The organism is Bacillus sp. IS1 (assembly GCF_032461585.1).
Classification (GTDB): Bacteria; Bacillota; Bacilli; order Bacillales; family Bacillaceae; genus Bacillus; species Bacillus velezensis.
Window position 1 is genome coordinate 467,318 of sequence record NZ_JAWCWR010000001.1, and the last position, 25,287, is coordinate 492,604.

Sequence of the window (25,287 nt, forward strand, 5' to 3'; positions counted from 1 at the left end):
AAGAAAATGTCAGGAGAAGTTCTCTCCCAAAATGAAATAGACGCACTGCTTTCCGCCATTTCCACGGGTGAGGCGGATGCGGAAGAGCTGAAAAAGGAAGTAAAAGAGAAAAAAGTAAAGGTATATGATTTTAAACGGGCTCTCAGATTCTCGAAAGATCAGATACGCAGTTTAACCCGGATACATGATAACTTTGCGAGGCTTCTCACAACACACTTTTCCGCCAAGCTCAGAACGTATATTCATATATCCGTCAGCTCAGTTGATCAGGTGCCGTATGAAGAATTTATCCGTTCCATACCGAACATGACGATTTTAAATTTATTCGATGTCCATCCGATGGAAGGCAGAATCATGATGGAGGTTAATCCCACCATCGCATACGCAATGCTTGACCGCGTCATGGGAGGCATCGGCATCACTCATAACAAAGCTGACAGCCTTACGGAAATTGAAACGAATATTATTTCTAACTTATTTGAAAATGCACTGGGCAACTACAAAGAAGCGTGGCAATCGATTGCTGATATTGACCCTGAAATGACTGAATTTGAAGTGAATCCTCAGTTTGTACAGATGGTTTCCCCAAATGAAACAGTCGTTGTCATTTCTCTCAATACACAGATAGGTGAAATCAGCGGTGTCATTAATCTTTGTATTCCCCATGTCGTACTTGAGCCGATTATCCCTAAGCTTTCCGTACATTATTGGATGCAATCAGACCGGAATGAAGCGAAGCCCGAAGAAACGAAGTTGCTTGAAAAGCGCATCATGACGGCTCAAATTCCCGTTGTGGCTCTCTTGGGCGCTTCTGAACTGACAATAGAAGAATTTTTAAGTTTGGAAGTCGGGGACTGTATAACTCTGGACAAATCAGTGACTGATCCTCTTACTGTATTGGTCGGAAACAAACCGAAGTTTTTAGGGCAGGCCGGCCGGGTGAATCGAAGACAGGCAGTGCAAATTTTAGATCACGACATAAGAGGTGAACAAGATGAACAATAGATTATCTCAAGATGAAATCGATGCTCTTCTTAACGGCACAAGCAGTCAATCAGAGGATACAGAACAGCCTCAAGAGGCGAACTTGTCTGAACTTGAGCGCGATGCGATCGGAGAAATCGGGAATATTTCGTTCGGCAGCTCGGCTACGGCGCTGTCCACTCTTTTAAATCAAAAAGTGGACATTACGACGCCGAGTGTGACCGTCATTTCAAAAAGCAAAATCAGTGATGAATTTCCTCATCCGTATGTTGCCATTGAAGTGAACTACACAGAAGGCTTTGACGGCAGCAATTTGCTCGTCGTCGAACAAAGCGACGCGGCCATCATCGCGGATTTGATGATCGGCGGAGACGGCCTGGGCGCCGATCCGTCACTCGGTGAAATCCACCTGAGCGCCGTGCAGGAAGCAATGAATCAAATGATGGGCTCGGCTGCGACGTCAATGTCGACCGTGTTCAGTAAAAAGATTGACATTTCTCCGCCAAGGGTTGAACTTCTGGATGTGACAGAAGAAAAAGGGACCGACAGAATACCTGAGGATGACCTGCTCGTAAAAGTGTCATTCCGTCTGAAAGTCGGTGAATTAATCGATTCGAGCATCATGCAGCTTTATCCGATTACGTTTGCGAAAGATCTGATCGCAGAACTGATGACTGCAGACCAGCATGAGTCCAAGGCCGCAGAAACCGTATCAGAACCACAGGAAACATACGAAACGCCGCAGCCGGAACCTGCCATGCAGCCGGAGCCACAGGCAAAACCTGAGCTTCCGAAGAGACAGGGAACCGCAAAAAAAGCTGCTCCTGTTCAAGTCGCTCCGGTAGAATTCCAGGCGTTTGATCATAACGAAGCGGCGCAAGGATCAAGGAATAACCTTGATATGCTGATGGATATTCCGCTTTCCGTTACGGTTGAGCTCGGCAGAACGAAGAGAAGCGTCAAAGAAATCCTTGAACTTTCTGCGGGAAGTATTATTGAGCTTGACAAGCTGGCTGGTGAACCCGTTGACATCCTGGTCAACCAGCGGATCGTGGCAAAGGGCGAGGTCGTTGTTATAGAAGAAAACTTCGGCGTGAGAGTCACTGATATTTTAAGTCAGGCAGACCGCCTTAACAATTTAAAATAAGCGAACATAGAGGAGAGAAACAGATTATGGCACACAGAATTTTAATTGTAGACGATGCAGCATTTATGAGAATGATGATCAAAGATATTTTAGTGAAGAACGGTTTTGACGTTGTAGCTGAAGCTTCAGACGGAGCGCAGGCGGTCGAAAAATTCAAAGAGCATTCCCCCGACCTTGTGACAATGGATATTACAATGCCTGAAATGGACGGGATTACAGCTCTAAAGGAAATTAAACAAATCGATCCGCAGGCGAAAATCATCATGTGTTCGGCTATGGGCCAGCAGTCAATGGTTATTGACGCGATTCAAGCCGGCGCAAAAGACTTTATCGTGAAACCGTTCCAAGCGGACCGCGTGCTCGAAGCCATTAATAAAACATTAAGCTAAAGGGTGTACGACTGTTGAAAAAGAGTCATGGTTTACTAGCTTTGATTTGTTGTTTCGTTTTACTCAATGTACATCCGTTCCCTGCTTTTGCGGCGGAGTCTGACAATTCCACCGTCAACGAATGGTTTGACAAACAATCAACAAACAAAACAGAGAAAAAAAGCGATACATCGAAACAAACGGCTGATCAAGAGATAGGGGATGCTTCTGCATCTTCTGTCTCCGCTTTTGATTTTGTAAAGATGATTGGGGCGTTATTATTCGTCATTCTGCTGATCTATGGATTTGTCAAACTGATGAATAGAAGAAACCGTCTGCTGAAGCCGTTTCAATATGTAGAAAATATCGGCGGAACGTCAGTCGGCCAAAACCGTTCCGTGCAGCTGATTAAAGTGGGAAACAGCGTTCTCGTAGTCGGTGTGGGCGAAACGATACAGCTTTTAAAAGAAATTGAAGATGAAAAAGAGCGCGAGGCGATTCTGAGCCAATACGAAGAGTCGATGTCTTCAAAAGTGGAATGGACCAAGCTCGTAAATCCGCGTAAGGATGGAGAAAAAAAGCCGCAAACGATGCTTCCGTCGTTTTCAAAAGCGCTGAAAGAACAGTTGAACGAGCTGAAACAAAGCCGTTCTGAAGGAAAGAAGAAAGGCCCTTATCATCATGAATGAATTTATTAATCTTTTTAATTCAAGCAGTCCGACCGAAGTCAGCTCCACTGTTAAATTACTGCTGCTTTTGACTGTCTTTTCAGTGGCGCCGGGGATTCTGATTTTGATGACCTGCTTTACGAGAATCGTCATCGTCCTGTCTTTTGTGAGAACCTCACTGGCGACGCAGAACATGCCTCCCAACCAGGTTTTAATCGGCCTTGCGCTGTTCTTGACGTTTTTTATTATGGCGCCGACTTTTTCAGAGATTAATAAGGAAGCCTTAACGCCGCTGATGGACAACAAAATCAGTCTCGATGAAGCATATACAAAAGCCGAGAAGCCGATTAAAGAGTATATGAGCAAGCATACAAGGCAGAAGGATCTGGCGCTGTTTATGAACTATGCCAAGATGAAAAAACCTGAATCGATTCAGGATATTCCTTTGACGACGATGGTGCCCGCTTATGCGATATCAGAACTCAAAACCGCTTTTCAAATGGGCTTTATGATTTTTATTCCGTTTTTAATTATCGATATGGTCGTGGCGAGCGTCTTAATGTCAATGGGAATGATGATGCTTCCGCCGGTTATGATCTCTCTGCCCTTTAAAATATTGCTTTTCGTTTTGGTCGATGGATGGTATTTAATCGTGAAATCTTTGCTTGACAGCTTTTAGGGTAGGTGCTAATTGTGAGTTCAGAATTTGTAATTTCCATGGCGGAAAAAGCCGTATATGTAACACTAATGATCAGTGGGCCGCTGCTTGCGATCGCGCTGATCGTCGGTTTGCTCGTCAGTATCTTTCAAGCGACAACTCAAATACAGGAACAGACGCTTGCGTTCATTCCGAAAATCGTGGCGGTGATGCTTGGACTGATCTTTTTCGGTCCTTGGATGCTGTCGACGATTCTTTCGTTCACAACTGATCTGTTTTCTCATCTGAACCGATTTGCAGGGTAGAATCAAATGAATTCCATCATTGATTTATTTCCCGCTTTTTTATTGGTCTTTATCAGAATCTCTGCTTTTTTTGTAACGGTGCCGGTGTTCGGACATCGGAATCTGCCGGCGGTTCACCGAATCGGCTTTGCTTTTTTTCTTTCGGTGATCTGCTTCAGCACGCTGAAACATGCGCCGGAAATAGAAATAGGGGAACAGTATATGCTGCTTGTCATAAAAGAGGCCGTTGTGGGCTTGAGCCTCGGGCTGATCGCTTTCATGATGATGACAGCCATTCAGATAGCAGGTTCCTTTATTGATTTTCAGATGGGCTTTTCCATCGCCAATGTCATTGATCCGCAATCAGGAACGCAAAGCCCGCTGATCGGACAATTCGTTTATACGCTTGCGCTGTTATTTATGCTCAGCGTAAACGCCCATTATCTTTTATTGGACGGGATTTATTACAGCTTTCAGTATATCCCGCTTGACCAGGCATTTCCGTCGTTTGGAAATGATCAGTTTGGACTTTTTATCGCAAAAAGCTTCAATGCCATGTTTATTATCGCTTTTCAAATGTCTGCGCCGGTTGTGGCCAGTCTGTTTTTAGTTGATTTGGCGCTCGGTATTGTAGCGAGAACGGTGCCGCAGCTGAATGTTTTCGTTGTCGGGCTTCCTCTGAAAATAGCCGTGAGCTTTATTATGCTGATCGTTTGTATGTCGGTGATGTTTGTCGTCGTCCGCAACATCTTCAGCCTTACCGTTGAAACCATGCGGAATCTATTGGCATTGGTCGGTGTGACATGATGAGACTCAGACTGAATCTGCAATTCTTTGCCGGTGAAAAAACGGAGAAAGCCACTCCGAAAAAACGGAAGGATACAAGAAAGAAAGGACAGGTCGCGAAAAGTACGGATGTGAATACAGCCGTTTCTTTACTGATTATCTTTCTTTCGCTGATCGCGCTCGGTCCTTATATGCGGGACAGGCTGCTGTCCTTTATTAAAACGTTTTATACGAAATCGATAACATTACACCTGTCAGCATCTGCCGTGCATGAACTGTTCGTGGATACGGTGAAAGATATCAGCCTCATCCTCGCGCCGATTATGCTGGTCGCGCTTGTGGCAGGTGTCGTGAGCAATTACATGCAGGTGGGTTTTCTGTTTTCTGCGGAAGTCCTCAAGCCTGACTTGAATAAGCTCAGCCCGCTGAAAGGATTTAAGCGGATTTACAGCATGAGGGCGATTGTTGAACTGGTCAAATCCATTTTGAAGATTACTGTGGTCGGTTTTGCCGCCTTTATGGTGCTCTGGCTTCATTATGGCGATATTCTTCGCCTTCCGCTTTTAACGCCTGCGGAAGTGCTCACTTTCGTTTCTAAGCTCACGCTTTGGATGGGGCTTGCGGGATCAGGGGCTTTAATGCTGCTGGCCGGGCTTGATTATTTATATCAGCGTTTTGACTATGAGAAAAATATCAGAATGTCAAAGCAGGATATAAAAGATGAATACAAAAAATCGGAGGGTGATCCGATAATCAAGTCCAAAATTAAGCAGAAGCAGCGGGAAATGGCGATGAGGCGGATGATGCAGGAAGTGCCGAAAGCGGATGTCATCATTACCAACCCGACCCATTATGCGATAGCTTTAAAATATGATGAAAAGAAAATGGACGCCCCTTACATTGTTGCCAAAGGGGTCGACCATCTCGCATTAAAAATCAGGCAGATCGCCAAAGAACACGATGTCATGACGATTGAAAACAGGCCGCTCGCGCGTGCGTTATATGATCAGGTTGACATTGACCAGGCTGTGCCGGAAGAGTTTTTCAAAGTCATTGCGGAAATTTTGGCTTATGTATATAAAACGAAACAAAAAGTATAGTGAATTTCAGATTCAAAAGGAGAGAAAAACAGCATGTCAACAAGAGATTTATCGGTTTTAATAAGTGTTGTCCTCATTGTGGCAATGCTGGTGATTCCATTCCCTCCATGGTTGTTAAGTATTTTGATCATCATTAATATCTCTCTTGCGTTGATCGTGCTTCTCACCACAATGAATATGCAAGAACCGCTGCAATTCTCGATATTCCCGTCATTGCTGCTGTTATTGACGCTGTTTCGGCTTTCGCTCAATGTGTCGACGACACGTTCGATTCTTTCTCACGGAGAAGGGGGAAAGGTTGTTGAGACATTCGGGAATTTCGTTGTCGGCGGAAATGTGCTGGTAGGGCTTGTTGTCTTCATTATCTTGATTATTATTCAGTTTATCGTCATTACAAAAGGCGCCGAGCGGGTATCGGAAGTGGCGGCGAGATTTACGCTCGATGCGATGCCCGGAAAGCAAATGAGTATTGACGCGGATTTAAATGCCGGCATGATTACGGAGCAGGATGCAAAGCACAGACGTGAAAAAGTCGCCCGGGAAGCCGATTTTTACGGCGCCATGGACGGTGCGAGCAAATTCGTCAAAGGGGATGCCATCGCGGGTATCATCATCGTGATGATCAATATTATTTTCGGAATCGTAATCGGCATGCTGCAGCAGGGGATGAGCATACAAGAAGCTGCGTCTCACTTTACAATGCTGACGGTCGGTGACGGTATCGTTTCTCAAATGCCGGCCTTGCTCATCTCAACGGCTACGGGGATTGTCGTGACGAGAGCGGCATCTGAAGGAAACCTCGGTCATGATATTACAGGCCAGCTGTTTGCTTATCCGAAGCTCTTGTATGTAGCCGCGGGAACTGTACTTTTGCTCGGTCTTCTTACACCGATCGGCATTCTGCTGACGGGGCCGATCGCCGGTCTGCTTGCATTCGGCGCTTACATGCTGTCCAAAACGGATAAGCCGAGCGAAGAAGAGGAAGAAATTCTTGAAGAAGAGGCTCAGGCGGATGAACTGAAAAGCCCGGAAAGCGTCGTGCAGCTTTTACATATTGATCCCATTGAATTTGAGTTCGGATACGGACTCGTGCCGCTTGCAGACGCGGGGCAGGGCGGTGATCTTCTTGACCGCATCGTCATGATCAGACGTCAGCTTGCGCTTGAATTGGGACTTGTCATTCCGGTTGTGCGCATCAGGGATAACATCGCGCTCCAGCCGAATGAATACAGATTGAAAATTAAAGGCAATGAAGTCGCTAAAGGAGAGCTCCTGCTGGATCATTACTTAGCGATGTCACCGACGCCTGAAGATGACGTCATTGAAGGAATTGAAACGATAGAACCGTCGTTCGGACTTCCCGCAAAATGGATCAGCGAAGCTGCAAAAGATGAAGCGGACATGCTGGGGTATACAGTTGTTGATCCGGCGTCAGTCGTATCTACGCATATTACAGAAAAAATTAAGCAGCATGCCCATGAACTGGTCGGCAGACAGGAAACAAAGCAGCTGATCGATCATCTGAAGGAAAATTATCCTGTGCTTGTTGAGGAAGTCACGCCAAACCCTCTTTCTGTCGGCGATATTCAAAAGGTGCTTGCCAAATTGCTGAGAGAAAAAGTGTCAATCAGAAACTTGGTGACCATTTTTGAAACTCTTGCCGATTACGGAAGATTAACGACAGATTCAGATCTTTTGACAGAATACGCGAGACAGTCGCTTGCCAAACAAATCACGGCACAATATGCGAGAGAGCATGAAACGCTGAAGGTCATCACATGCTCAGGCCGGGTGGAAAAAGCGATTGCAGACGGGGTACAGCAGACTGAACAGGGCAATTACCTGTCACTCGACCCTGAGGTTTCAGACAGCATCATCCGTTCTGTCGCTAAAGAGGCTGAGCAGCTTTCCATCCGCCAGGAGTCGGCGATTCTTCTTTGCTCGCCTGCTGTCAGAATGTATGTAAAACAGCTGTTAGAACGGTATTTCCCTGATCTTCCGGTTCTTTCTTATAATGAGCTGGAAGCAAATGTTGAAGTACAGAGCATTGGAGTGGTGGATATTTAATGAAAATAAAAAAATTTACAGCCGCTTCAATGCAGGATGCCGCGAAGCAAATCAAAAAGGAACTCGGCAATGATGCCGTTATTTTACATTCCAAACAAGTAAAGAAACGAAAATGGCTGGGGCTGCGGTCACAGCAGGCCGTCGAAGTGATAGCGGTTTTAGATCGTGACGTCAGGGAAGCGAGAAAAACGCCGCCGGCTGCCGCTGAAGAAATGAAAAAGACGGAAACGGCGGAGAAAGCTGAGCCTGTTCAGCCGCCGCGTCTTCCGGATCAAAGTATTTCCGGCGAACTGGCGCATTATAAAGAAGTGCTCCCTGAACCATTAAAAAAAGCCGAGAGACTATTGAAGCAAGCCGGGCTTCCTGATCATACGCAAAACGCCGTACTCAGTGAATTGCTCCGTTCTTCAATTGTTTCCGGAGATTTAACTGAAGATAATGTCAGCTCAAAACTGCAGGATTTGTTAGTGAAAAAACTCCCTTCGGCAGACAGGTGGCAGGAAGGGATTCAATCAAAATACGTCGTGCTTTTCGGTTCAACCGGGGCCGGCAAAACGACTACACTTGCGAAACTCGCGGCCTCATCAATGCTGACAGAGCATAAAAAAATTGCATTTATGACGACGGATACTTACCGGATTGCCGCGGTCGAGCAGCTGAAGACATATGCGGAGCTGCTTCAGGCTCCTCTTGAAGTATGCTATTCAAAGGAAGAATGTCTGAAGGCACTGGAAAAATTCGCTGAATATGACCATGTTTTCATTGATACAGCCGGTAGAAACTTTAAAGAAGAGCAGTATATTACGGAATTACAAGAGATGATTCCGTTTGAATCAGGCTTACAATCCTTTCTCGTATTATCGGCATCTGCAAAATATGAAGATATGAAACAGGTGCTGAAACGTTTTTCCGGTGTGCCGGTCAATCAATTCATTTTCACGAAAACGGATGAAACCGCCTCACTCGGCTCCGTGTTTCAAGTGCTGTCGGAATCAAGAATCGGCGCCGCCTATTTGACAAATGGACAGGATGTGCCTGAAGACATCCTATCGGCTTCACCAAAAGAGTTTGTAAGGATGCTTTTGACATGAAACCCGATCAGGCAGAGTCATTAAGAAGGAAAATGAGAGAGCGGCAAATGATCAAGCCGGAGCTTTATGAGAAAAAAGCGAAGACATTAGCCGTCATCAGCGGTAAAGGCGGCGTCGGAAAATCTAATTTAACATTAAACATGGCAGTTGCCCTGCAGGAGAAAGGAAAAAAAGCACTCATCATTGATCTTGACATCGGAATGGGCAACATTGATGTGCTGATCGGCGCTGCTTCTTCCCGCACCATTATTGATGTGATGGAGAATCGGCACGCGTTGGCTCAATCACTTTCCTCCGGTCCGAAAGGCCTTCGCTACATATCTGGAGGAACGGGGCTTGGGGCGATCTATCAAGCTGACGGAGAGAAGTGGGCGGCTTTTATGAATGGTCTTTCCGCTGTATTAAGCGATTTTGATTACGTTCTGTTTGATATGGGAGCGGGACTTTCAAAAGAACAGCTGCCGTTTATTTTATCGGCGGAAGACATTCTCGCCGTGACAACGCCTGAGCCGACGGCCATTATGGATGCCTACAGCGCGATCAAACATCTTTTGCTCGCGGATGAACGGCTGACCGTAAACATTGCCGTCAATCGCGCCCGCTCCCAAAAACAGGCGCTGGACACGTACAACCGCCTTTCTCATGCGATTCACACGTTTTTAGGCGCGGAAGTGCGTTTCGCCGGCTCCATACCCGATGACCCGCTAGTAAGTCAAGCCGTCATTGACCAGGTGCCTTTTTTAATAAAAAGTCCTCAAGCAAAAGCCAGCAGGTCCGTCCGTCTTCTGACGGATGTCTTGTTTCAAACGGAAGAAAACAAACCAAGAGAAGAGAAACCGGCATTTATTGAGAGATTATCTTCTTTTTTATTGAGGAGGACTTTACAGTGATTCGTGTGCTTGTCGTTGATGACTCAGCTTTTATGAGAAAGATGATTACCGATTTTCTGGCTGCGGAAGTGCAGATAGAAGTCATCGGGACAGCCAGAAACGGGGAAGAGGCGCTGAAGAAAATAGAGCTTCTCAAACCGGATGTTGTCACGCTTGATATTGAAATGCCGGTCATGAACGGAACGGATACATTGCGGAAGATCATCAGCATATATAAACTTCCCGTAATCATGGTATCGAGCCAGACACAGCAAGGGAAGGACCGAACGATCAACTGCCTGGAAATGGGCGCTTTTGATTTTATCACCAAGCCTTCCGGAGCGATTTCACTTGATCTTTATAAAATTAAAGAGCAGCTGATTGAGAGGGTGATTGCAGCCGGGCTGTCCCGCGCACAAAAACCTGAGGCGGCAGTGAAAGAGTCTTCTATCCCGGAACGTCCGGCTTTGGCGGGATTTGAAAGACCGAAAGCAAAATCCGCCAAGCAGGCCGTATTCATCGCGACCTCTACAGGCGGACCGCGGGCTCTGCAAAAGGTGATTCCGAAACTGCCGAAGGATTTAAAGGCGCCTGTATTTGTCGTTCAGCACATGCCTGAAGGCTTCACCGCTTCACTTGCAGACAGACTCAACCATTTGTCAGATATTCAGGTCAAAGAAGCGGAAAACGGTGAAGAAGCGAAAGACGGATGGGTGTACATCGCGCCCGGCGGAAAAAATATGACGGTTGCAGAGGAAGGCGGAAGGCTCCGCCTCATTCTTGACGTTCATGATACGGAAAGCCGGCATAAACCGTCAGCCGATTATTTGTTTCGGTCGGCAAGCCGCTTATCCGATTACGAAAAGGTAGCCGTCATTATGACCGGCATGGGCAGCGACGGAACCGAAGGCGTAAAAGAAATGCTCAGAACAGGCGGCGTTAAAACGATTGCGGAATCGGACGAATCCTGTGTTGTGTTCGGAATGCCGAAGTCAGCGATAAAGGCGGGCCTCATTCATGAGATTAAACATGTGGAAGATATCGCGGCATCCATCACCGGATGTGTGAAAAAAGAGAGGGTGTGAATCAATTGGATATGAATCAATATTTAGATGTCTTTATTGATGAAAGTAAAGAGCACTTACAGACATGTAACGAAAAGCTGCTGCTGTTGGAAAAAGATCCGGCAGACCTTCAGCTTGTGCATGACATCTTCAGAGCTGCCCATACGCTGAAAGGCATGAGCGCAACGATGGGATATACAGATCTGGCGCATTTAACCCACCTGATGGAAAATGTGCTGGACGCCATCCGCAACGGAGAAATGCCCGTTACATCAGATTGGCTGGATGTGCTGTTTGAAGCGCTTGATCATCTTGAAGAGATGGTGCAGTCCATTATTGACGGAGGAGACGGCAAACGTGATATTTCTGAAGTGAGTGCGAAGCTCGACGTAAATGCGGTGCAAGAGACTGCGGCTTCAGCCGAAACAGCAGAACCGCCGGCTTCAAAACAACAGGCTTCAACTGAATGGAATTATGATGAGTTCGAACGGACTGTTATTGAAGAGGCGGAAGAGCAAGGATTCAGCCGCTATGAAATAACGGTTTCCCTGAATGAAAGCTGCATGCTCAAAGCCGTGCGGGTGTACATGATATTTGAAAAGCTGAATGAAGCCGGGGAAGTCGCAAAAACGATACCCGCCGCGGAAGTGCTTGAGACGGAAGATTTCGGAACGGATTTTCAGGTGTGTTTCTTGACAAAGCAGCCTGCTGAAGAAATTAAAGAACTCATCAGCGGCATTTCAGAAGTGGAGAATGTCAAAATTTCTGCCGGTGCGCCGTTAAAAACGGCCGAAAAACCGCAAGCGGCTGAACCGGTGAAGGAAGCTCCGGTTAAAAAGGCTGAGAAACAGCCAAGGCCGCAAGCGAAAACGGAAGAACAGCCGAAGCATCAAAGCGGCTCGAAAACGATTCGCGTCAACATTGAAAGACTGGATTCTTCGATGAACCTTTTTGAAGAACTTGTCATTGACCGCGGACGTCTTGAGCAGATCGCCAAAGAGCTTGACCACAATGAGCTGACTGAAACCGTTGAACGCCTGACCAGAATCTCGGGCGACCTTCAGTCTATTATTCTTAATATGCGGATGGTGCCGGTAGAAACCGTCTTTAACCGTTTCCCGAGAATGATCCGCCAGCTTCAAAAGGAATTAAACAAGAAAATCGAATTGTCCATCATCGGAGCTGAAACGGAGCTGGACCGTACGGTGATTGATGAAATCGGCGATCCGCTTGTCCATTTAATCAGAAACAGCATCGATCACGGCATTGAATCGCCTGAAGTGCGGGTGAATAAAGGAAAATCGGAATCAGGTCATGTGGTGCTTAAGGCATATCACAGCGGCAATCACGTCTTTATTGAGGTTGAAGATGACGGGGCCGGCTTGAACAGAAAGAAAATTCTTGAAAAAGCGCTCGAACGGAGTGTAATCACCGAACGTGATGCTGAAACGCTTGAAGATAATGAGATTTACGAGCTTATTTTTGCTCCGGGCTTCTCGACTGCCGATCAAATTTCTGACATTTCAGGGAGGGGCGTCGGTCTGGATGTTGTGAAAAATAAACTCGAATCACTCGGCGGCTCTGTCAGTGTCAAATCCGCGGAAGGCCAAGGTTCTCTTTTCAGTATCCAGCTTCCGCTGACACTTTCAATTATATCCGTTCTTCTCATTAAACTGGAAGAAGAGACGTTTGCGATACCGATTTCTTCTATTATAGAGACGGCTGTTATTGATAAGAAAGATATCCTGCAGACGCATGACAGAGAAGTGATTGATTTCAGAGGCCAAATCGTTCCGATCGTCTATCTGAAAAAAGAATTCGGCATTACGGATTCAAAACAGGATGCCGATCAGTTCCATGTAATCGTCGTGAAAAAGGGCGATAAATCCACTGCTTTTGTCGTGGACTCTTTTATCGGACAGCAGGAAGTCGTACTGAAATCACTCGGCGACTATTTGACGAACGTCTTTGCGATTTCCGGCGCTACGATTCTCGGAAACGGAGAAGTGGCGCTGATTATTGATTGTAATGCGCTGATCTACTAAAACGACACGAGGAGGTGCCCGAATGACTGCTGAAATCAAAACAGGTGAAAAAATGATTGTGTTTATGATAAACGGGAAAGAATACGCTATCTCAGTTTCCCAGGTGAAATCAATTGAAAAGTGGCAAAAACCGACGAGGGTCCCGGGTGTGGAATCTTATATCCGCGGCGTTATTAATCTGCGCGGAGTGATTACCCCGGTTCTTGATTTAAGAAAACGTCTGAATCAGCCTGAACAGGACATCACAGAAGAGACTCGGATTATCATCATTTCTTATCGTGACGCCGATGTCGGATGGGTCGTGGATGAGGCCAATGACGTCATCACCGTGCATGAAAATGAAATCGAATCCGCGCCTGAAAGCCAGACAAAGGAAACGGATGTGTGGATTAAACAGATCGTTAAGCAAGATAACAGGCTCCTCAATATTATCGATGCGCATGCGGTGCTGGATAAAGGTGCTTCGGCATCTGCGTCCGGAGAGCCTAATGCTTAAAGGGGAAAAGACAACATGAGTAAGTTTGAAGCGATCAAAGAAGAGCAGATGGATATTTTGCGGGAAGTCGGAAATATCGGGGCGGGTCACTCGGCTTCTGCAATGGCTCAGCTGCTGAACAGAAAGATAGACATGGAAGTGCCGTTTGCGACTTTATTGACATTTGATGAGCTCGCTGATTTTTTCGGCGGGGCTGAAACGCCGGTCGCCAGTATCTTTTTAAGAATGGAAGGCGACATGACCGGCTCTATCTTTCTCATCATGCCTTTTGATCAGGCGGAACAGTTTATCAGAGAGCTGATCGGAAATCCGGATTTTGATATTGACCAGCTGGGCGAAGATCATTTGAGTTCTTCTGCTTTACATGAGTTCGGCAATATTTTAGCAGGTTCCTATTTAACGGCATTGGCTGATTTGACAAAGCTTGAGATTTACCCGAGCGTGCCGGAAATCTCACTTGATATGTTCGGCGCGGTTATCAGTGAAGGGCTGATGGAGCTCAGCCAAGTCGGAGAGCATGCCATTGTCGTGGATACTTCTATTTTTGACCAGGGCAGCCGGCAGGAGCTCAAAGCCCACATGTTTATGCTCCCGGACTATGATTCTTTTGAAAAGCTCTTCGTCTCATTGGGTGCGGCTTTATGAGCCGTGCTGAAGCCGCAGTCGTTAAAGTGGGGATTGCGGATGTTCAAGTCGCGCGTTACCCGGATAAAATCCGGACCTCGGGACTCGGTTCATGCGTGGGGCTGGTTTTATACGATAAAGACAAACAAACGGCAGGACTCGTTCATGTCATGCTGCCGGACTCCGGTTTATCAAAAACGGCGGAGCTCAACCGTGCAAAATACGCGGACACCGCCGTTAAGATGACGATTGATATGCTTTTGAAAGCCGGCTGCCGCAAGTTTGCCCTGAAGGCAAAACTCGCCGGGGGAGCGGAGATGTTTAAGTTTAAAATGACAAACGACCTGATGAAAATCGGTCCGAGGAATGTAGCGGCCATCAAAGAGCAGCTTTCATTGTATAACATTCCGGTCATCAGTGAAGATACGGGCGGCTCAAGCGGCCGGACGATTGAATTTGAGCCAAAGTCCTGCATGCTGCACATTCGAACTGTTAAACAAGGTGAAACAACGATTTAATAAAGGTATGAGGTAGGGGGATAACAATGCAATCCTTGAATTATGAAGATCAGGTGCTTTGGTCGCGCTGGAAAGAGTGGAAAGATCCTAAAGCCGGTGATGATTTAATGCGCCGTTACATGCCGCTGGTCACATATCATGTCGGCAGAATTTCCGTCGGACTGCCGAAATCGGTGCATAAAGACGATCTAATGAGCCTTGGTATGCTTGGTTTATATGATGCCCTAGAAAAATTTGACCCCGGCCGGGATTTAAAATTTGATACCTATGCCTCGTTTAGAATTCGCGGTGCAATCATCGACGGGCTGCGTAAAGAAGATTGGCTGCCCAGAACTTCACGGGAGAAGACAAAAAAAGTCGAAGCGGCGATCGAAAAACTTGAACAGCGCTACCTTCGGAATGTGACGCCTTCAGAGATCGCAGAAGAGCTGGGGATGACGGAGCAGGACGTAGTATCAACGATGAATGAAGGGTTTTTTGCCAATCTCTTATCAATTGATGAAAAGCTTCACGACCAGGATGACGGTGAGAATATTCAAGTGATGATCAGAGATGACAAAAATGTGCCGCCGGAAGAAAAAATCATGAAGGACGAGCTGATCGCTCAGCTTGCGGGCAAAATTCATGAGCTCTCTGAAAAAGAGCAGCTTGTCGTCAGTTTATTCTATAAAGAAGAACTGACTTTGACCGAAATCGGACAAGTCCTGAACCTTTCGACGTCGCGGATTTCACAGATTCATTCAAAGGCGCTGTTCAAATTAAAGCACCTGCTTGAAAAAGTAATTCAATAATGAACTCATGGTTAGCGAGTGAAAAACATGTCAACACTATTATGGCTTTTAAGCTTTGTGCTTCACGGCGTACTGCTTTATGCCGTCATTATTCTGTACACGAGGTTTTCAGCCCTCAAGGAGACGGAGCGCCAGCAGAAGAAGATTCTTGAAGAGACGGAAAACACCCTTGCAGCGTTTCTGCTTGAGCTGAAAGAAGAAAATGAAAGACTCAAAGACGCAAAAAGCCGTCAAGCGCCGGACGCAGAAGACGCTGAACCCCGGCCGGAACCGAAAGAAGAGCCTGATATTCCGGACCACATGGAAAAGCTCATCAGTGCAACGGAACGGGCTGAAAGTGACGAAAACAGCGGCGCGCATTCGTTTGAAGAACGTGTTTCAGAATTATATGAACAAGGGCTCACCCCCGCGGAAATTGCCAAACGGATGCAGAGCGGAAAGACAGAAATCGAGCTGTTTTTAAAATTTCGCGGCAAAGCTGTAAAGGATTCTTGATTGTCGCATAAAGCTGTGTTATATTATTTCTTGGTGTTAAATACACACGCTTAACGATTTATGCAGAGGGTGCTGCAAACGGCAGTTCTGCACAAAAATGACCTAAGCGGAGGAAAAAAACCATTTTATTAGGAGGAAATCACATGTCAGTTATTTCTATGAAACAATTGCTTGAAGCTGGTGTTCACTTCGGCCACCAAACACGCCGCTGGAACCCAAAAATGAAGCGTTACATTTTCACGGAGCGTAACGGAATCTACATCATTGATCTTCAAAAAACAGTGAAAAAAGTAGAGGAAGCTTACAACTTCACGAAAAACCTTGCTGCTGAAGGCGGAAAAATCCTTTTCGTCGGCACAAAAAAACAAGCTCAGGATTCTGTTAAAGAAGAAGCTGTACGCTCTGGCATGTACTATGTCAACCAACGCTGGTTGGGCGGTACACTGACAAACTTCGAAACAATCCAAAAACGCATTAAGCGTCTGAAAGACATCGAGAAAATGCAAGAAAACGGTACATTTGAAGTACTTCCGAAAAAAGAAGTTGTTCAATTGAAAAAAGAATTAGAGCGTCTTGAAAAATTCCTCGGCGGAATTAAAGACATGAAGGATCTTCCTGATGCATTATTCATCATCGATCCTCGCAAAGAGCGCATCGCTGTTGCGGAAGCTCGCAAATTGAACATTCCTATCATCGGAATCGTAGATACAAACTGTGATCCTGATGAAATTGATGTCGTAATCCCTGCAAACGATGACGCAATCCGCGCTGTCAAACTTCTTACTTCTAAAATGGCAGATGCTATTCTTGAAGCGAAGCAAGGCGAAGAAGAAGCGGAAGCTGCTGAAGAGACTGCACCTGAAACAGAAACGACAACTGCGTAACCTAATCAAAAGGTGATAGAAGGGACTGCCTTTTATCACCTTTTTTCAAGAAAAATGTATCTATACATATCTTGTTTACACATATAAGGAGGAATTCAAATGGCTATTACTGCACAGCAGGTAAAAGAACTGCGTCAAAAAACAGGCGCTGGTATGATGGACTGTAAAAAAGCATTGACTGAAACTGACGGAGATATGGACAAAGCAATCGACCTTCTGAGAGAAAAAGGAATTGCGAAAGCGGCTAAAAAAGCTGACCGTATCGCTGCTGAAGGTTCTACTCTTATTAAAACTGACGGCAACAAAGGCGTTATCTTAGAAGTAAACTCTGAAACTGATTTCGTTGCGAAAAACGAAGGCTTCAAAGAGCTTCTGAACACGCTTGCTGACCACCTTCTTGCAAACGCTCCTGCTGATCTTGAAGAAGCAATGGGTCAAAAGATGGAAAATGGTTCTACTGTTGAAGAATACATCACAAGCAACGTTGCTAAAATCGGAGAGAAAATCACTCTTCGCCGTTTTGCTGTTATTTCAAAAGAAGACAGCGAAGCGTTCGGTGCTTACCTTCACATGGGAGGCCGCATCGGCGTATTATCCGTTCTTAGCGGAACAACTGACGAAGATCTTGCAAAAGACATCGCGATGCATGTTGCAGCGGTAAATCCTCGTTACATTTCCCGCGACCAAGTGTCTGAAGAAGAAGCAAACCATGAGCGTCAGATCCTGACTCAGCAAGCTCTTCAAGAAGGCAAACCGGAAAACATCGTAGCTAAAATGGTTGAAGGCCGTCTGAACAAATTCTTCGAAGAAATTTGCTTATTAGACCAAGCTTTCGTTAAAAACCCAGACGAAAAAGTGAAACAAGTTGTGGCTGCGAAAAACGCATCTGTTAAAACTTACGTCCGCTACGAAGTTGGAGAAGGTATTGAAAAACGCCAAGAAAACTTTGCTGAAGAAGTTATGAACCAAGTGAAAAAATAATGGCGGAAAGCCTTGGCGAATCTTTCGCGGCTTTTCAGGCAGTATAGGGGACACTACTTGTGTTCCCTATTTTTAAAACTATATTTACAAACCTTTTTTTCTCTTGCATAATAGGAAACGGCAATGTTTACACTTGGAGGTTATTATGGAAAAACCAAAATACAATCGTATCGTTTTAAAGCTTAGCGGAGAAGCATTGGCAGGAGAGCAGGGAAATGGCATTAATCCGACTGTCATCCAATCCATCGCTAAACAGGTAAAAGAAATCGCTGAGCTTGACGTCGAAGTGGCCGTAGTCGTAGGCGGCGGCAACTTATGGCGCGGAAAAACAGGCAGTGACTTAGGAATGGACCGTGCGACGGCCGATTATATGGGCATGCTTGCTACTGTCATGAACTCACTTGCCCTGCAGGACAGCCTGGAAACGCTCGGAATTCAGTCCAGAGTGCAGACATCAATTGAAATGCGTCAGGTCGCTGAGCCTTACATCAGAAGAAAAGCCATCCGCCACCTGGAGAAAAAACGCGTTGTTATTTTTGCCGCGGGAACAGGAAATCCTTATTTCTCTACGGACACAACCGCAGCGCTGCGTGCCGCTGAAATCGAAGCGGACGTGATTTTAATGGCGAAAAATAATGTCGACGGTGTGTATAATGCTGATCCGAGAAAAGATGAGTCAGCCGTTAAATACGAAAAATTATCTTATCTCGATGTGTTAAAAGACGGGCTGGAAGTCATGGATTCTACGGCTTCTTCATTATGTATGGATAATGATATTCCGCTGATCGTCTTTTCTATTATGGAAGAAGGAAATATTAAGCGTGCCGTAATCGGCGAATCAATCGGAACGATCGTAAGGGGGAAATAACGTTGTCAAACGAAGTATTAACACAAACAAAAGAACGCATGGAAAAAGCGGTTGCCGCTTATTCACGCGAATTGGCGTCAGTCCGCGCAGGACGTGCCAACCCATCTCTATTGGATAAAGTGACAGTAGAATACTACGGTGCCCAAACACCTTTAAACCAGCTGTCTTCCATCAATGTGCCTGAAGCGCGTATGCTTGTTGTCACACCGTATGACAAAACGGCAATCGGCGATATTGAAAAAGCGATCCTGAAAGCTGATCTTGGCGTAACGCCGACAAGTGACGGCACAATTATCCGTATCGCGATCCCGGCTTTGACGGAAGAAAGACGTAAAGAACTTGTCAAAGTCGTGAAAAAATACGCGGAAGAAGCGAAAGTAGCAGTCCGTAATGTCCGCCGTGACAGCAACGATGATCTCAAAAAACTTGAGAAAAACGGAGACATTACAGAAGACGAGCTTCGTGCTTCCAGTGAAGACGTTCAAAAGCTGACAGATGAATATGTGTCAAAAATTGACAGCGTCACAAAGGACAAAGAAAAAGAAATCATGGAAGTTTAATGAAAAACTATGTACAATAGATAATGTGAAAAGACCCTCTCATGTTTACAGGGGGTTTTTTTGTTAATACTGTTGATTACATTGATCATCAGCAACGCAACCTTTTTGGGTGACGGAGGAATCTCATGCTCAACATACTCAAAAATTGGAAGAATCAGCAGAATGCGGCTTCCAACTTAGAACGGTATACAAAAGAAGACATACTGAAGGGTGAAATTCCCGCACACATTGCTATTATTATGGACGGAAACGGACGCTGGGCGAAGAAGCGCTCACTCCCTCGGATTGCCGGACATCATGAAGGAATGAAAGTGGTAAAAAGGGTGACAAAGCTCGCAAGTCAGCTCGGCGTTAAAGTTCTGACTCTTTATGCGTTTTCAACGGAGAACTGGAAGCGCCCGAAGATGGAAGTCGACTTTTTGATGAAGCTTCCGGAAGAGTTCCTGAATACGTATCTTCCTGAATTGATAGAGGAAAATGTACAGGTGAAAATTATCGGAGATGAATCCGCGCTCCCTTCTCATACGTACAGGGCGATTGAGAAAGCCGTAAAAGATACAGAACAAAATGACGGGATGATTCTCAATTTCGCTTTGAACTACGGCGGACGCACGGAAATCGTCAATGCGGCAAAAGCACTGGCCGAACAGGTGAAAAGCGGCACGCTGAATATCGAAGACATTGATGAAGCGCTCTTTTCCGGGCATTTAATGACAGAATCAATCCAGGACCCGGAGCTGCTCATCAGAACGAGCGGAGAAATCAGATTGAGCAACTTTATGCTTTGGCAGGTGGCTTACAGTGAATTTGTTTTTACAGATGTCCTGTGGCCCGATTTTAAAGAAGATCACTTTCTGCAGGCAGTGGGAGAATTTCAGCAGCGGGGCCGGAGGTTTGGCGGAATTTAGAGGATGGTGGAAATGAAACAAAGATTGTTAACAGGTGTTCTGGCAGCGGCACTATTTTTATTTTTGGTTATTTTCGGAGGATTGCCGTTCACCGTATTTGTTTACGTGATGGGAAGTATAGCGCTTTTTGAGCTTTTGCGGATGAAAAAGCTCAGATTTTTTTCTTTTCCGGGTCTGATCAGCCTCTTGTTGTTATGGCTGTATATGATGCCGGACAAGTATCATTTTTTCGATGCGAAAATGGAAGTAACGATTTTCGCCGTATTGATTCTGCTCAGCTACACGGTGCTCGTGAAAAACACCTTTACGTTTGACGAAGTCGGGTTTATCGTTCTCGCGACGGTATATATCGGACTGTGTTTTCATTATTTTATTGAAATCAGAAACATTGAAACAAACGGGCTTTTGTATATCTTTTATGCCTGCGTTGTCATATGGTCAACGGACTCAGGCGCATATTTCGTCGGAAAGTCGCTCGGGAAGCGGAAGCTGTGGCCCGAAATCAGTCCCAACAAAACAGTGGAAGGGTTTCTCGGCGGTATTGTCATCGCCCTTATTTTTACGGCTGTTTTTCAGCTGTTTGCGCACCTTCCGATTTCATACCCGGTTCTTTTGGTCATCACGCTTGTTCTGTCTGTGTTCGGACAGATCGGGGATTTGGTTGAATCAGCGCTAAAGCGGCACTATGATGTGAAGGATTCGGGAAAAATCCTTCCCGGGCACGGCGGCATTTTAGATCGATTTGACAGCTTTTTGTTTGTCATGCCGTTCTTATACTTTCTGCTTGCGCTTTTTTCATGAGAAAGGCTAATATGAAAATAAGACCGATCTGGACGCATAGAATGGGAGTGGCATTTTGAAGAATATTTGTCTTTTAGGAGCAACAGGATCAATAGGGGAGCAGACGTTAGACGTATTGCGCATGCATCAAGATCAGTTCCGTCTCGTCTCGATGACTTTCGGTAAAAACGCCGAGAAAGCGATCCCGTTGATCAGAACGTTTCAGCCGAAATATGTAGCAGTCGGCGACATGGATACATACCAAAAAGTGAAAGAAGCGTCTTTTTCTCATGAATGCCAAATCGGCATCGGAGAAGAAGGCCTGATTGAAGCGGCAGTCATGGACGAAGTGGATATCGTGGTCAATGCGCTGCTTGGAAGCGTCGGTTTAATCCCGACTTTGAAAGCGATTGAACAGAAAAAAACAATTGCGCTTGCAAATAAGGAAACTCTCGTCACTGCCGGGCATATAGTGAAAGGACACGCAAAACGATACGGTGTTCCTCTTCTTCCGGTCGACAGCGAACATTCCGCTATTTTTCAGGCGCTGCAAGGCGAACAGAGCAAAAATATCGAGCGCCTGATCATTACGGCATCCGGCGGCAGTTTCAGAGATAAAACGCGGCAGGAGCTTGAGTCTGTAACGATTGCCGACGCCCTTAACCACCCGAACTGGTCGATGGGCGCAAAAATCACGATTGACTCGGCTACAATGATGAATAAAGGACTTGAAGTTATTGAGGCGCATTGGCTGTTTGACATTCCGTATGAACAGATTGACGTTGTATTACATAAGGAGAGCATCATTCATTCGATGGTTGAATTTCACGACAGAAGCGTCATCGCCCAGCTCGGAAATCCGGACATGAGGGTGCCGATTCAATATGCGCTGACATATCCGGACCGGCTGCCTCTGCCTGAAACAAAAAGGCTTGAATTATGGGAGATCGGAAGCCTTCATTTTGCGAAAGCTGACTTTGAAAGGTTCCGCTGCTTACAATTTGCCTTTGAATCAGGTAAAATAGGGGGAACAATGCCGACGGTTTTAAATGCGGCCAACGAAGAAGCCGTTGCCGCTTTTCTTGCCGGACGGATTTCATTCTTATCGATTGAGGACCTGATTGAAAAAGCATTGGACCGCCACAGCGTAATTCAGGATCCGAGTCTTGCGGATATCCAAGAAGTGGACAAAGACACCCGGGGATACGTTAATTCAATACTCACATAAGGTGGTATGTTCGTGAATACAGTTATCGCGTTTATTATTATTTTCGGAACGCTCGTTTTTTTCCATGAGCTGGGGCATTTATTGCTCGCCCAAAGAGCGGGAATCCTTTGCCGTGAATTTGCGATCGGCTTCGGCCCTAAAATCTTTTCATTTAAAAAGAATGAAACCGTGTATACGATCAGACTCCTTCCGGTCGGCGGGTTCGTCCGCATGGCCGGTGAAGACCCGGAGATGATCGAAGTTAAACCCGGTTATACCGTCGGACTTCTTTTTAATAAAGATGACGAAGTGGAAAAAGTCATCATTAATCAAAAGGAAAAATATCCCGACGCTTTAATTATCGAGGTGGAGACGGCTGATCTTGAGCACAAAATGAAGATTACCGGGTACGAGCAGGGGAAAGAAGATGAACTGGCAGGCTTTACTGTCAGTCAGACCTCTTTTTTTATCGTAGACGGAGAAGAAGTGCAGATTGCGCCTTACAATCGACAATTCGGGTCTAAGCCCGTATGGAAGCGGATTAAGGCGATTGCTGCCGGTCCGATAATGAACTTCATCTTAGCGTATGTCATTCTCGTCATGCTTGGATTCATTCAAGGCGTGCCTTCGAATCAGCCTGAGCTCGGGAAGCTGACAGACAATGGACGCGCAGCGGCTGCCGGTTTAAAAGAAGGCGACTATATCCAGAGCATTAACGGTGAAAAAATGAGGTCATGGACCGACATCGTGACAGCGGTAAAAGAAAATCCCGGGAAAAAAATCGATGTCGCCGTCAAACGGGACGGCAAATCGTTTCATATCTCGGTTACACCTGAAGCTGTAAAAGATGAAAATAAAAAAACAATCGGCCGCTTCGGCTCTTATGCGCCGACTGAAAAAGGCGCGCTTGCAGCGATCGCCTACGGCGCGACATCTACCGTTGATGTCACAAAAGCGATTCTGACCAATCTGGGCAAAATTGTGACAGGCCAGTTTAAGCTTGATATGCTTTCGGGTCCTGTCGGCATTTATGATATGACGGATCAAGTTGCAAAAACCGGCATCATCAACTTATTGCGGTTTGCGGCGTTTTTAAGCATCAACCTGGGAATCGTCAACCTGCTGCCGATACCGGCGCTTGACGGCGGGCGGCTGCTGTTTTTATTCATTGAAGCAATCCGCGGCAAGCCGATAAACCGTGACAAGGAAGCATTTGTCGTATTTATCGGCGTAGCTTTCTTAATGCTTCTTATGCTGGTTGTCACATGGAACGATATCCAGCGTTTATTCTTATAATTGACTAGTAAAAAATCAGAGGTGCGAAGACATGAGACAAAGTTTGACGCTTATTCCGACCCTGAGAGAAGTGCCGGCTGATGCTGAAGCAAAAAGCCATAAGCTTCTGCTGAGAGCGGGATTTATCAGACAAAATACGAGCGGGGTTTACAGCTACATGCCCCTGGCTTACAGGGTCATTCAAAACATTCAGAAGATCGTGCGTGAAGAAATGGAAAAAATCAACGCGGTGGAAATGCTGATGCCGGCCCTTCAGCAGGCTGAAACATGGCAGGAATCAGGCAGATGGTATACGTACGGGCCTGAATTAATGCGTCTGAAAGACCGCCACGGCCGCGAATTTGCTTTAGGCGCGACACATGAAGAAGTCATTACTTCTCTCGTGCGCGATGAGGTGAAATCTTATAAGCGTCTGCCGCTCACTCTTTACCAGATCCAGTCTAAATTCAGAGATGAAAAACGCCCGCGTTTCGGGTTATTGCGCGGACGCGAATTCATCATGAAAGATGCGTATTCTTTCCATGCTTCTGAAGAAAGTCTGGAGGAAACATACCAAAACATGTACGGCGCATACAGCAGCATTTTCGCACGCTGTGAATTAAACGTCCGTCCCGTTATTGCCGACTCAGGCGCGATGGGCGGAAAAGATACGCATGAATTTATGGCTCTTTCTGAAATAGGGGAAGATACCATCGCTTATTCCGATGGATCCTCTTACGCAGCCAATACGGAAATGGCGGAAGTTGTCATGAACAGCGAGCCGTCAGATGAAACACCCGAAGCATTGGAGAAAATTGATACGCCGAATGTCAAAAGCATTGAAGAGCTCGCTTCGTTCTTGCAGATCGAGCCGAGCGCCTGCATCAAATCAATCCTGTTTAAAGCTGATGACCGATTTGTTCTCGTGTTAGTGAGAGGCGATCATGAGGTCAATGACGTGAAAGTGAAAAACCTTCTGAACGCGGAAGTGGTTGAGCTTGCGTCTCATGAAGAAGTAGCGGAGAAACTTGGCACGGAGCCGGGATTTGCGGGGCCGATCGGCGCTGCCGGCGACATTGAGATTTATGCCGACCAAGCCGTGAAAGTAATGGTAAACGCTGTTAGCGGCGCGAATGAAAGAGACCGTCATTACCGAAACGTAAACATCGAACGTGATGCGTCTGTAAAAGCGTATGCCGATCTTCGAATCATTCAGGAAGGCGATCCGTCACCTGACGGAAAAGGCACGATCCGTTTCGCTGAAGGGATTGAGGTCGGACAAGTCTTTAAACTCGGCACGCGTTACTCTGAAGCGATGAATGCGACATACCTTGATGAAAACGGGCGTGCGCAGCCGATGCTGATGGGATGTTACGGAATCGGCGTGTCCAGAACGCTTTCAGCCATCGCTGAACAGCATCACGACGAAAAAGGCTTGATCTGGCCGAAAAGCGTTGCTCCGTATGATCTTCATATTTTGGCGCTGAATATGAAAAACGAAGCGCAAAAAGAGCTTGCTGAACAGCTTTACGGCAAATTCCAGGCGGAAGGTTATGAGGTATTATACGATGACCGCGCTGAACGCGCAGGCGTGAAATTTGCTGATTCTGATCTGATCGGCCTTCCGATCCGCATCACTGTCGGAAAACGTGCCGACGAGGGCATCGTAGAAGTGAAAATCCGCAAAACCGGTGAATCTGCCGAAGTTTCAGTGGATGAGCTTTCTGAATTTATCAAGACGAAGTAATCACCATAACGAATCATACAAA

At 46.1% G+C, this 25,287-nt stretch carries 27 protein-coding genes; all 27 read left to right on the plus strand.

Translation table 11 applies throughout. The features are described from left to right. Positions 1–6 precede the first annotated feature (6 nt). Positions 7–1,005: a flagellar motor switch protein FliM gene (gene fliM, locus RUW00_RS02210; protein ID WP_003154240.1), complete on the plus strand. Its 999-nt coding sequence runs from the start codon at positions 7–9 to the stop codon at positions 1,003–1,005. Continuing rightward, positions 995–2,131: a flagellar motor switch phosphatase FliY gene (gene fliY, locus RUW00_RS02215; protein ID WP_095271983.1), complete on the plus strand. Its 1,137-nt coding sequence runs from the start codon at positions 995–997 to the stop codon at positions 2,129–2,131. Before fliM ends, fliY begins: the two co-directional genes overlap by 11 nt. Positions 2,132–2,157: 26 nt before the next feature. Continuing rightward, positions 2,158–2,520, plus strand: a complete 363-nt coding sequence (cheY, locus tag RUW00_RS02220) for a chemotaxis protein CheY (protein WP_003154238.1) — start codon at positions 2,158–2,160, stop codon at positions 2,518–2,520. A gap of 14 nt (positions 2,521–2,534) precedes the next feature. Further along, positions 2,535–3,188: a flagella biosynthesis regulatory protein FliZ gene (gene fliZ, locus RUW00_RS02225; protein WP_003154237.1), complete on the plus strand. Its 654-nt coding sequence runs from the start codon at positions 2,535–2,537 to the stop codon at positions 3,186–3,188. Next, the gene (fliP, locus tag RUW00_RS02230; protein WP_007409786.1) at positions 3,181–3,846 is read left to right on the plus strand and encodes a flagellar type III secretion system pore protein FliP; all 666 of its coding nucleotides are present in this window, start codon (positions 3,181–3,183) and stop codon (positions 3,844–3,846) included. Before fliZ ends, fliP begins: the two co-directional genes overlap by 8 nt. A 14-nt stretch (positions 3,847–3,860) precedes the next feature. Beyond that, positions 3,861–4,130, plus strand: a complete 270-nt coding sequence (gene fliQ / locus RUW00_RS02235; RefSeq protein WP_003154234.1) for a flagellar biosynthesis protein FliQ — start codon at positions 3,861–3,863, stop codon at positions 4,128–4,130. Positions 4,131–4,136: 6 nt separating this feature from the next. Next, positions 4,137–4,916 (plus strand): flagellar biosynthetic protein FliR, encoded by a 780-nt coding sequence (gene fliR / locus RUW00_RS02240; RefSeq protein WP_014417775.1) that lies wholly within the window; start codon positions 4,137–4,139, stop codon positions 4,914–4,916. Beyond that, on the plus strand, positions 4,916–5,995 hold the full coding sequence (flhB, locus tag RUW00_RS02245; RefSeq protein ID WP_014417776.1) for a flagellar biosynthesis protein FlhB: 1,080 nt from the start codon (positions 4,916–4,918) through the stop codon (positions 5,993–5,995). The genes fliR and flhB overlap by 1 nt, the downstream gene beginning before the upstream one ends. 33 nt (positions 5,996–6,028) lie before the next feature. Beyond that, positions 6,029–8,062: a flagellar biosynthesis protein FlhA gene (flhA, locus tag RUW00_RS02250; protein ID WP_014417777.1), complete on the plus strand. Its 2,034-nt coding sequence runs from the start codon at positions 6,029–6,031 to the stop codon at positions 8,060–8,062. Next, entirely contained in the window at positions 8,062–9,153 is a 1,092-nt protein-coding gene (gene flhF, locus RUW00_RS02255; RefSeq protein ID WP_095271988.1) for a flagellar biosynthesis GTPase FlhF, read from the plus strand. The genes flhA and flhF overlap by 1 nt, the downstream gene beginning before the upstream one ends. Further along, the gene (locus RUW00_RS02260) at positions 9,150–10,043 is read left to right on the plus strand and encodes a MinD/ParA family protein (protein ID WP_095271992.1); all 894 of its coding nucleotides are present in this window, start codon (positions 9,150–9,152) and stop codon (positions 10,041–10,043) included. The genes flhF and RUW00_RS02260 overlap by 4 nt, the downstream gene beginning before the upstream one ends. After that, positions 10,040–11,107, plus strand: coding sequence for a protein-glutamate methylesterase/protein-glutamine glutaminase (locus tag RUW00_RS02265; RefSeq protein WP_280145094.1), 1,068 nt, complete (start codon positions 10,040–10,042; stop codon positions 11,105–11,107). The genes RUW00_RS02260 and RUW00_RS02265 overlap by 4 nt, the downstream gene beginning before the upstream one ends. A 5-nt stretch (positions 11,108–11,112) precedes the next feature. Next, positions 11,113–13,131, plus strand: coding sequence for a chemotaxis protein CheA (gene cheA / locus RUW00_RS02270; protein ID WP_280145095.1), 2,019 nt, complete (start codon positions 11,113–11,115; stop codon positions 13,129–13,131). A 22-nt stretch (positions 13,132–13,153) separates the two neighbouring features. Further along, positions 13,154–13,627 carry a chemotaxis protein CheW gene (cheW, locus tag RUW00_RS02275; RefSeq protein WP_003154225.1) on the plus strand — a complete coding sequence of 158 codons (474 nt, stop codon included), beginning with the start codon at positions 13,154–13,156 and terminating at the stop codon, positions 13,625–13,627. A gap of 15 nt (positions 13,628–13,642) precedes the next feature. Continuing rightward, positions 13,643–14,272, plus strand: coding sequence for a CheY-P phosphatase CheC (cheC, locus tag RUW00_RS02280; protein WP_014417781.1), 630 nt, complete (start codon positions 13,643–13,645; stop codon positions 14,270–14,272). Then, positions 14,269–14,769, plus strand: coding sequence for a chemoreceptor glutamine deamidase CheD (gene cheD / locus RUW00_RS02285; protein WP_003154219.1), 501 nt, complete (start codon positions 14,269–14,271; stop codon positions 14,767–14,769). The genes cheC and cheD overlap by 4 nt, the downstream gene beginning before the upstream one ends. Positions 14,770–14,795: 26 nt before the next feature. Continuing rightward, positions 14,796–15,560, plus strand: a complete 765-nt coding sequence (gene sigD, locus RUW00_RS02290; RefSeq protein ID WP_003154217.1) for an RNA polymerase sigma-28 factor SigD — start codon at positions 14,796–14,798, stop codon at positions 15,558–15,560. Between the two features lie 27 nt (positions 15,561–15,587). Next, positions 15,588–16,055 carry a DUF6115 domain-containing protein gene (locus RUW00_RS02295; RefSeq protein WP_280145096.1) on the plus strand — a complete coding sequence of 156 codons (468 nt, stop codon included), beginning with the start codon at positions 15,588–15,590 and terminating at the stop codon, positions 16,053–16,055. Between the two features lie 143 nt (positions 16,056–16,198). Beyond that, entirely contained in the window at positions 16,199–16,939 is a 741-nt protein-coding gene (gene rpsB / locus RUW00_RS02300) for a 30S ribosomal protein S2 (protein ID WP_003154215.1), read from the plus strand. A gap of 99 nt (positions 16,940–17,038) precedes the next feature. After that, complete coding sequence (gene tsf, locus RUW00_RS02305) at positions 17,039–17,920, plus strand: translation elongation factor Ts (RefSeq protein WP_007611455.1); 882 nt, start codon at positions 17,039–17,041, stop codon at positions 17,918–17,920. Positions 17,921–18,065: 145 nt separating this feature from the next. After that, positions 18,066–18,788 (plus strand): UMP kinase, encoded by a 723-nt coding sequence (gene pyrH / locus RUW00_RS02310; protein WP_003154213.1) that lies wholly within the window; start codon positions 18,066–18,068, stop codon positions 18,786–18,788. 2 nt (positions 18,789–18,790) lie between these two features. Next, positions 18,791–19,348 carry a ribosome recycling factor gene (gene frr, locus RUW00_RS02315; protein ID WP_003154212.1) on the plus strand — a complete coding sequence of 186 codons (558 nt, stop codon included), beginning with the start codon at positions 18,791–18,793 and terminating at the stop codon, positions 19,346–19,348. A gap of 125 nt (positions 19,349–19,473) precedes the next feature. After that, the gene (locus tag RUW00_RS02320; RefSeq protein WP_014417783.1) at positions 19,474–20,256 is read left to right on the plus strand and encodes an undecaprenyl pyrophosphate synthase; all 783 of its coding nucleotides are present in this window, start codon (positions 19,474–19,476) and stop codon (positions 20,254–20,256) included. Between the two features lie 3 nt (positions 20,257–20,259). After that, positions 20,260–21,057 carry a phosphatidate cytidylyltransferase gene (locus RUW00_RS02325; RefSeq protein ID WP_007409796.1) on the plus strand — a complete coding sequence of 266 codons (798 nt, stop codon included), beginning with the start codon at positions 20,260–20,262 and terminating at the stop codon, positions 21,055–21,057. A gap of 55 nt (positions 21,058–21,112) precedes the next feature. Continuing rightward, positions 21,113–22,264 carry a 1-deoxy-D-xylulose-5-phosphate reductoisomerase gene (gene dxr / locus RUW00_RS02330; protein ID WP_003154208.1) on the plus strand — a complete coding sequence of 384 codons (1,152 nt, stop codon included), beginning with the start codon at positions 21,113–21,115 and terminating at the stop codon, positions 22,262–22,264. Between the two features lie 6 nt (positions 22,265–22,270). Beyond that, complete coding sequence (rseP, locus tag RUW00_RS02335; RefSeq protein WP_280145098.1) at positions 22,271–23,539, plus strand: RIP metalloprotease RseP; 1,269 nt, start codon at positions 22,271–22,273, stop codon at positions 23,537–23,539. Between the two features lie 31 nt (positions 23,540–23,570). Further along, a complete protein-coding gene (gene proS / locus RUW00_RS02340) occupies positions 23,571–25,265 on the plus strand; it encodes a proline--tRNA ligase (protein WP_095272002.1) in 1,695 nt (564 codons plus the stop codon). Positions 25,266–25,287: the final 22 nt, after the last annotated feature.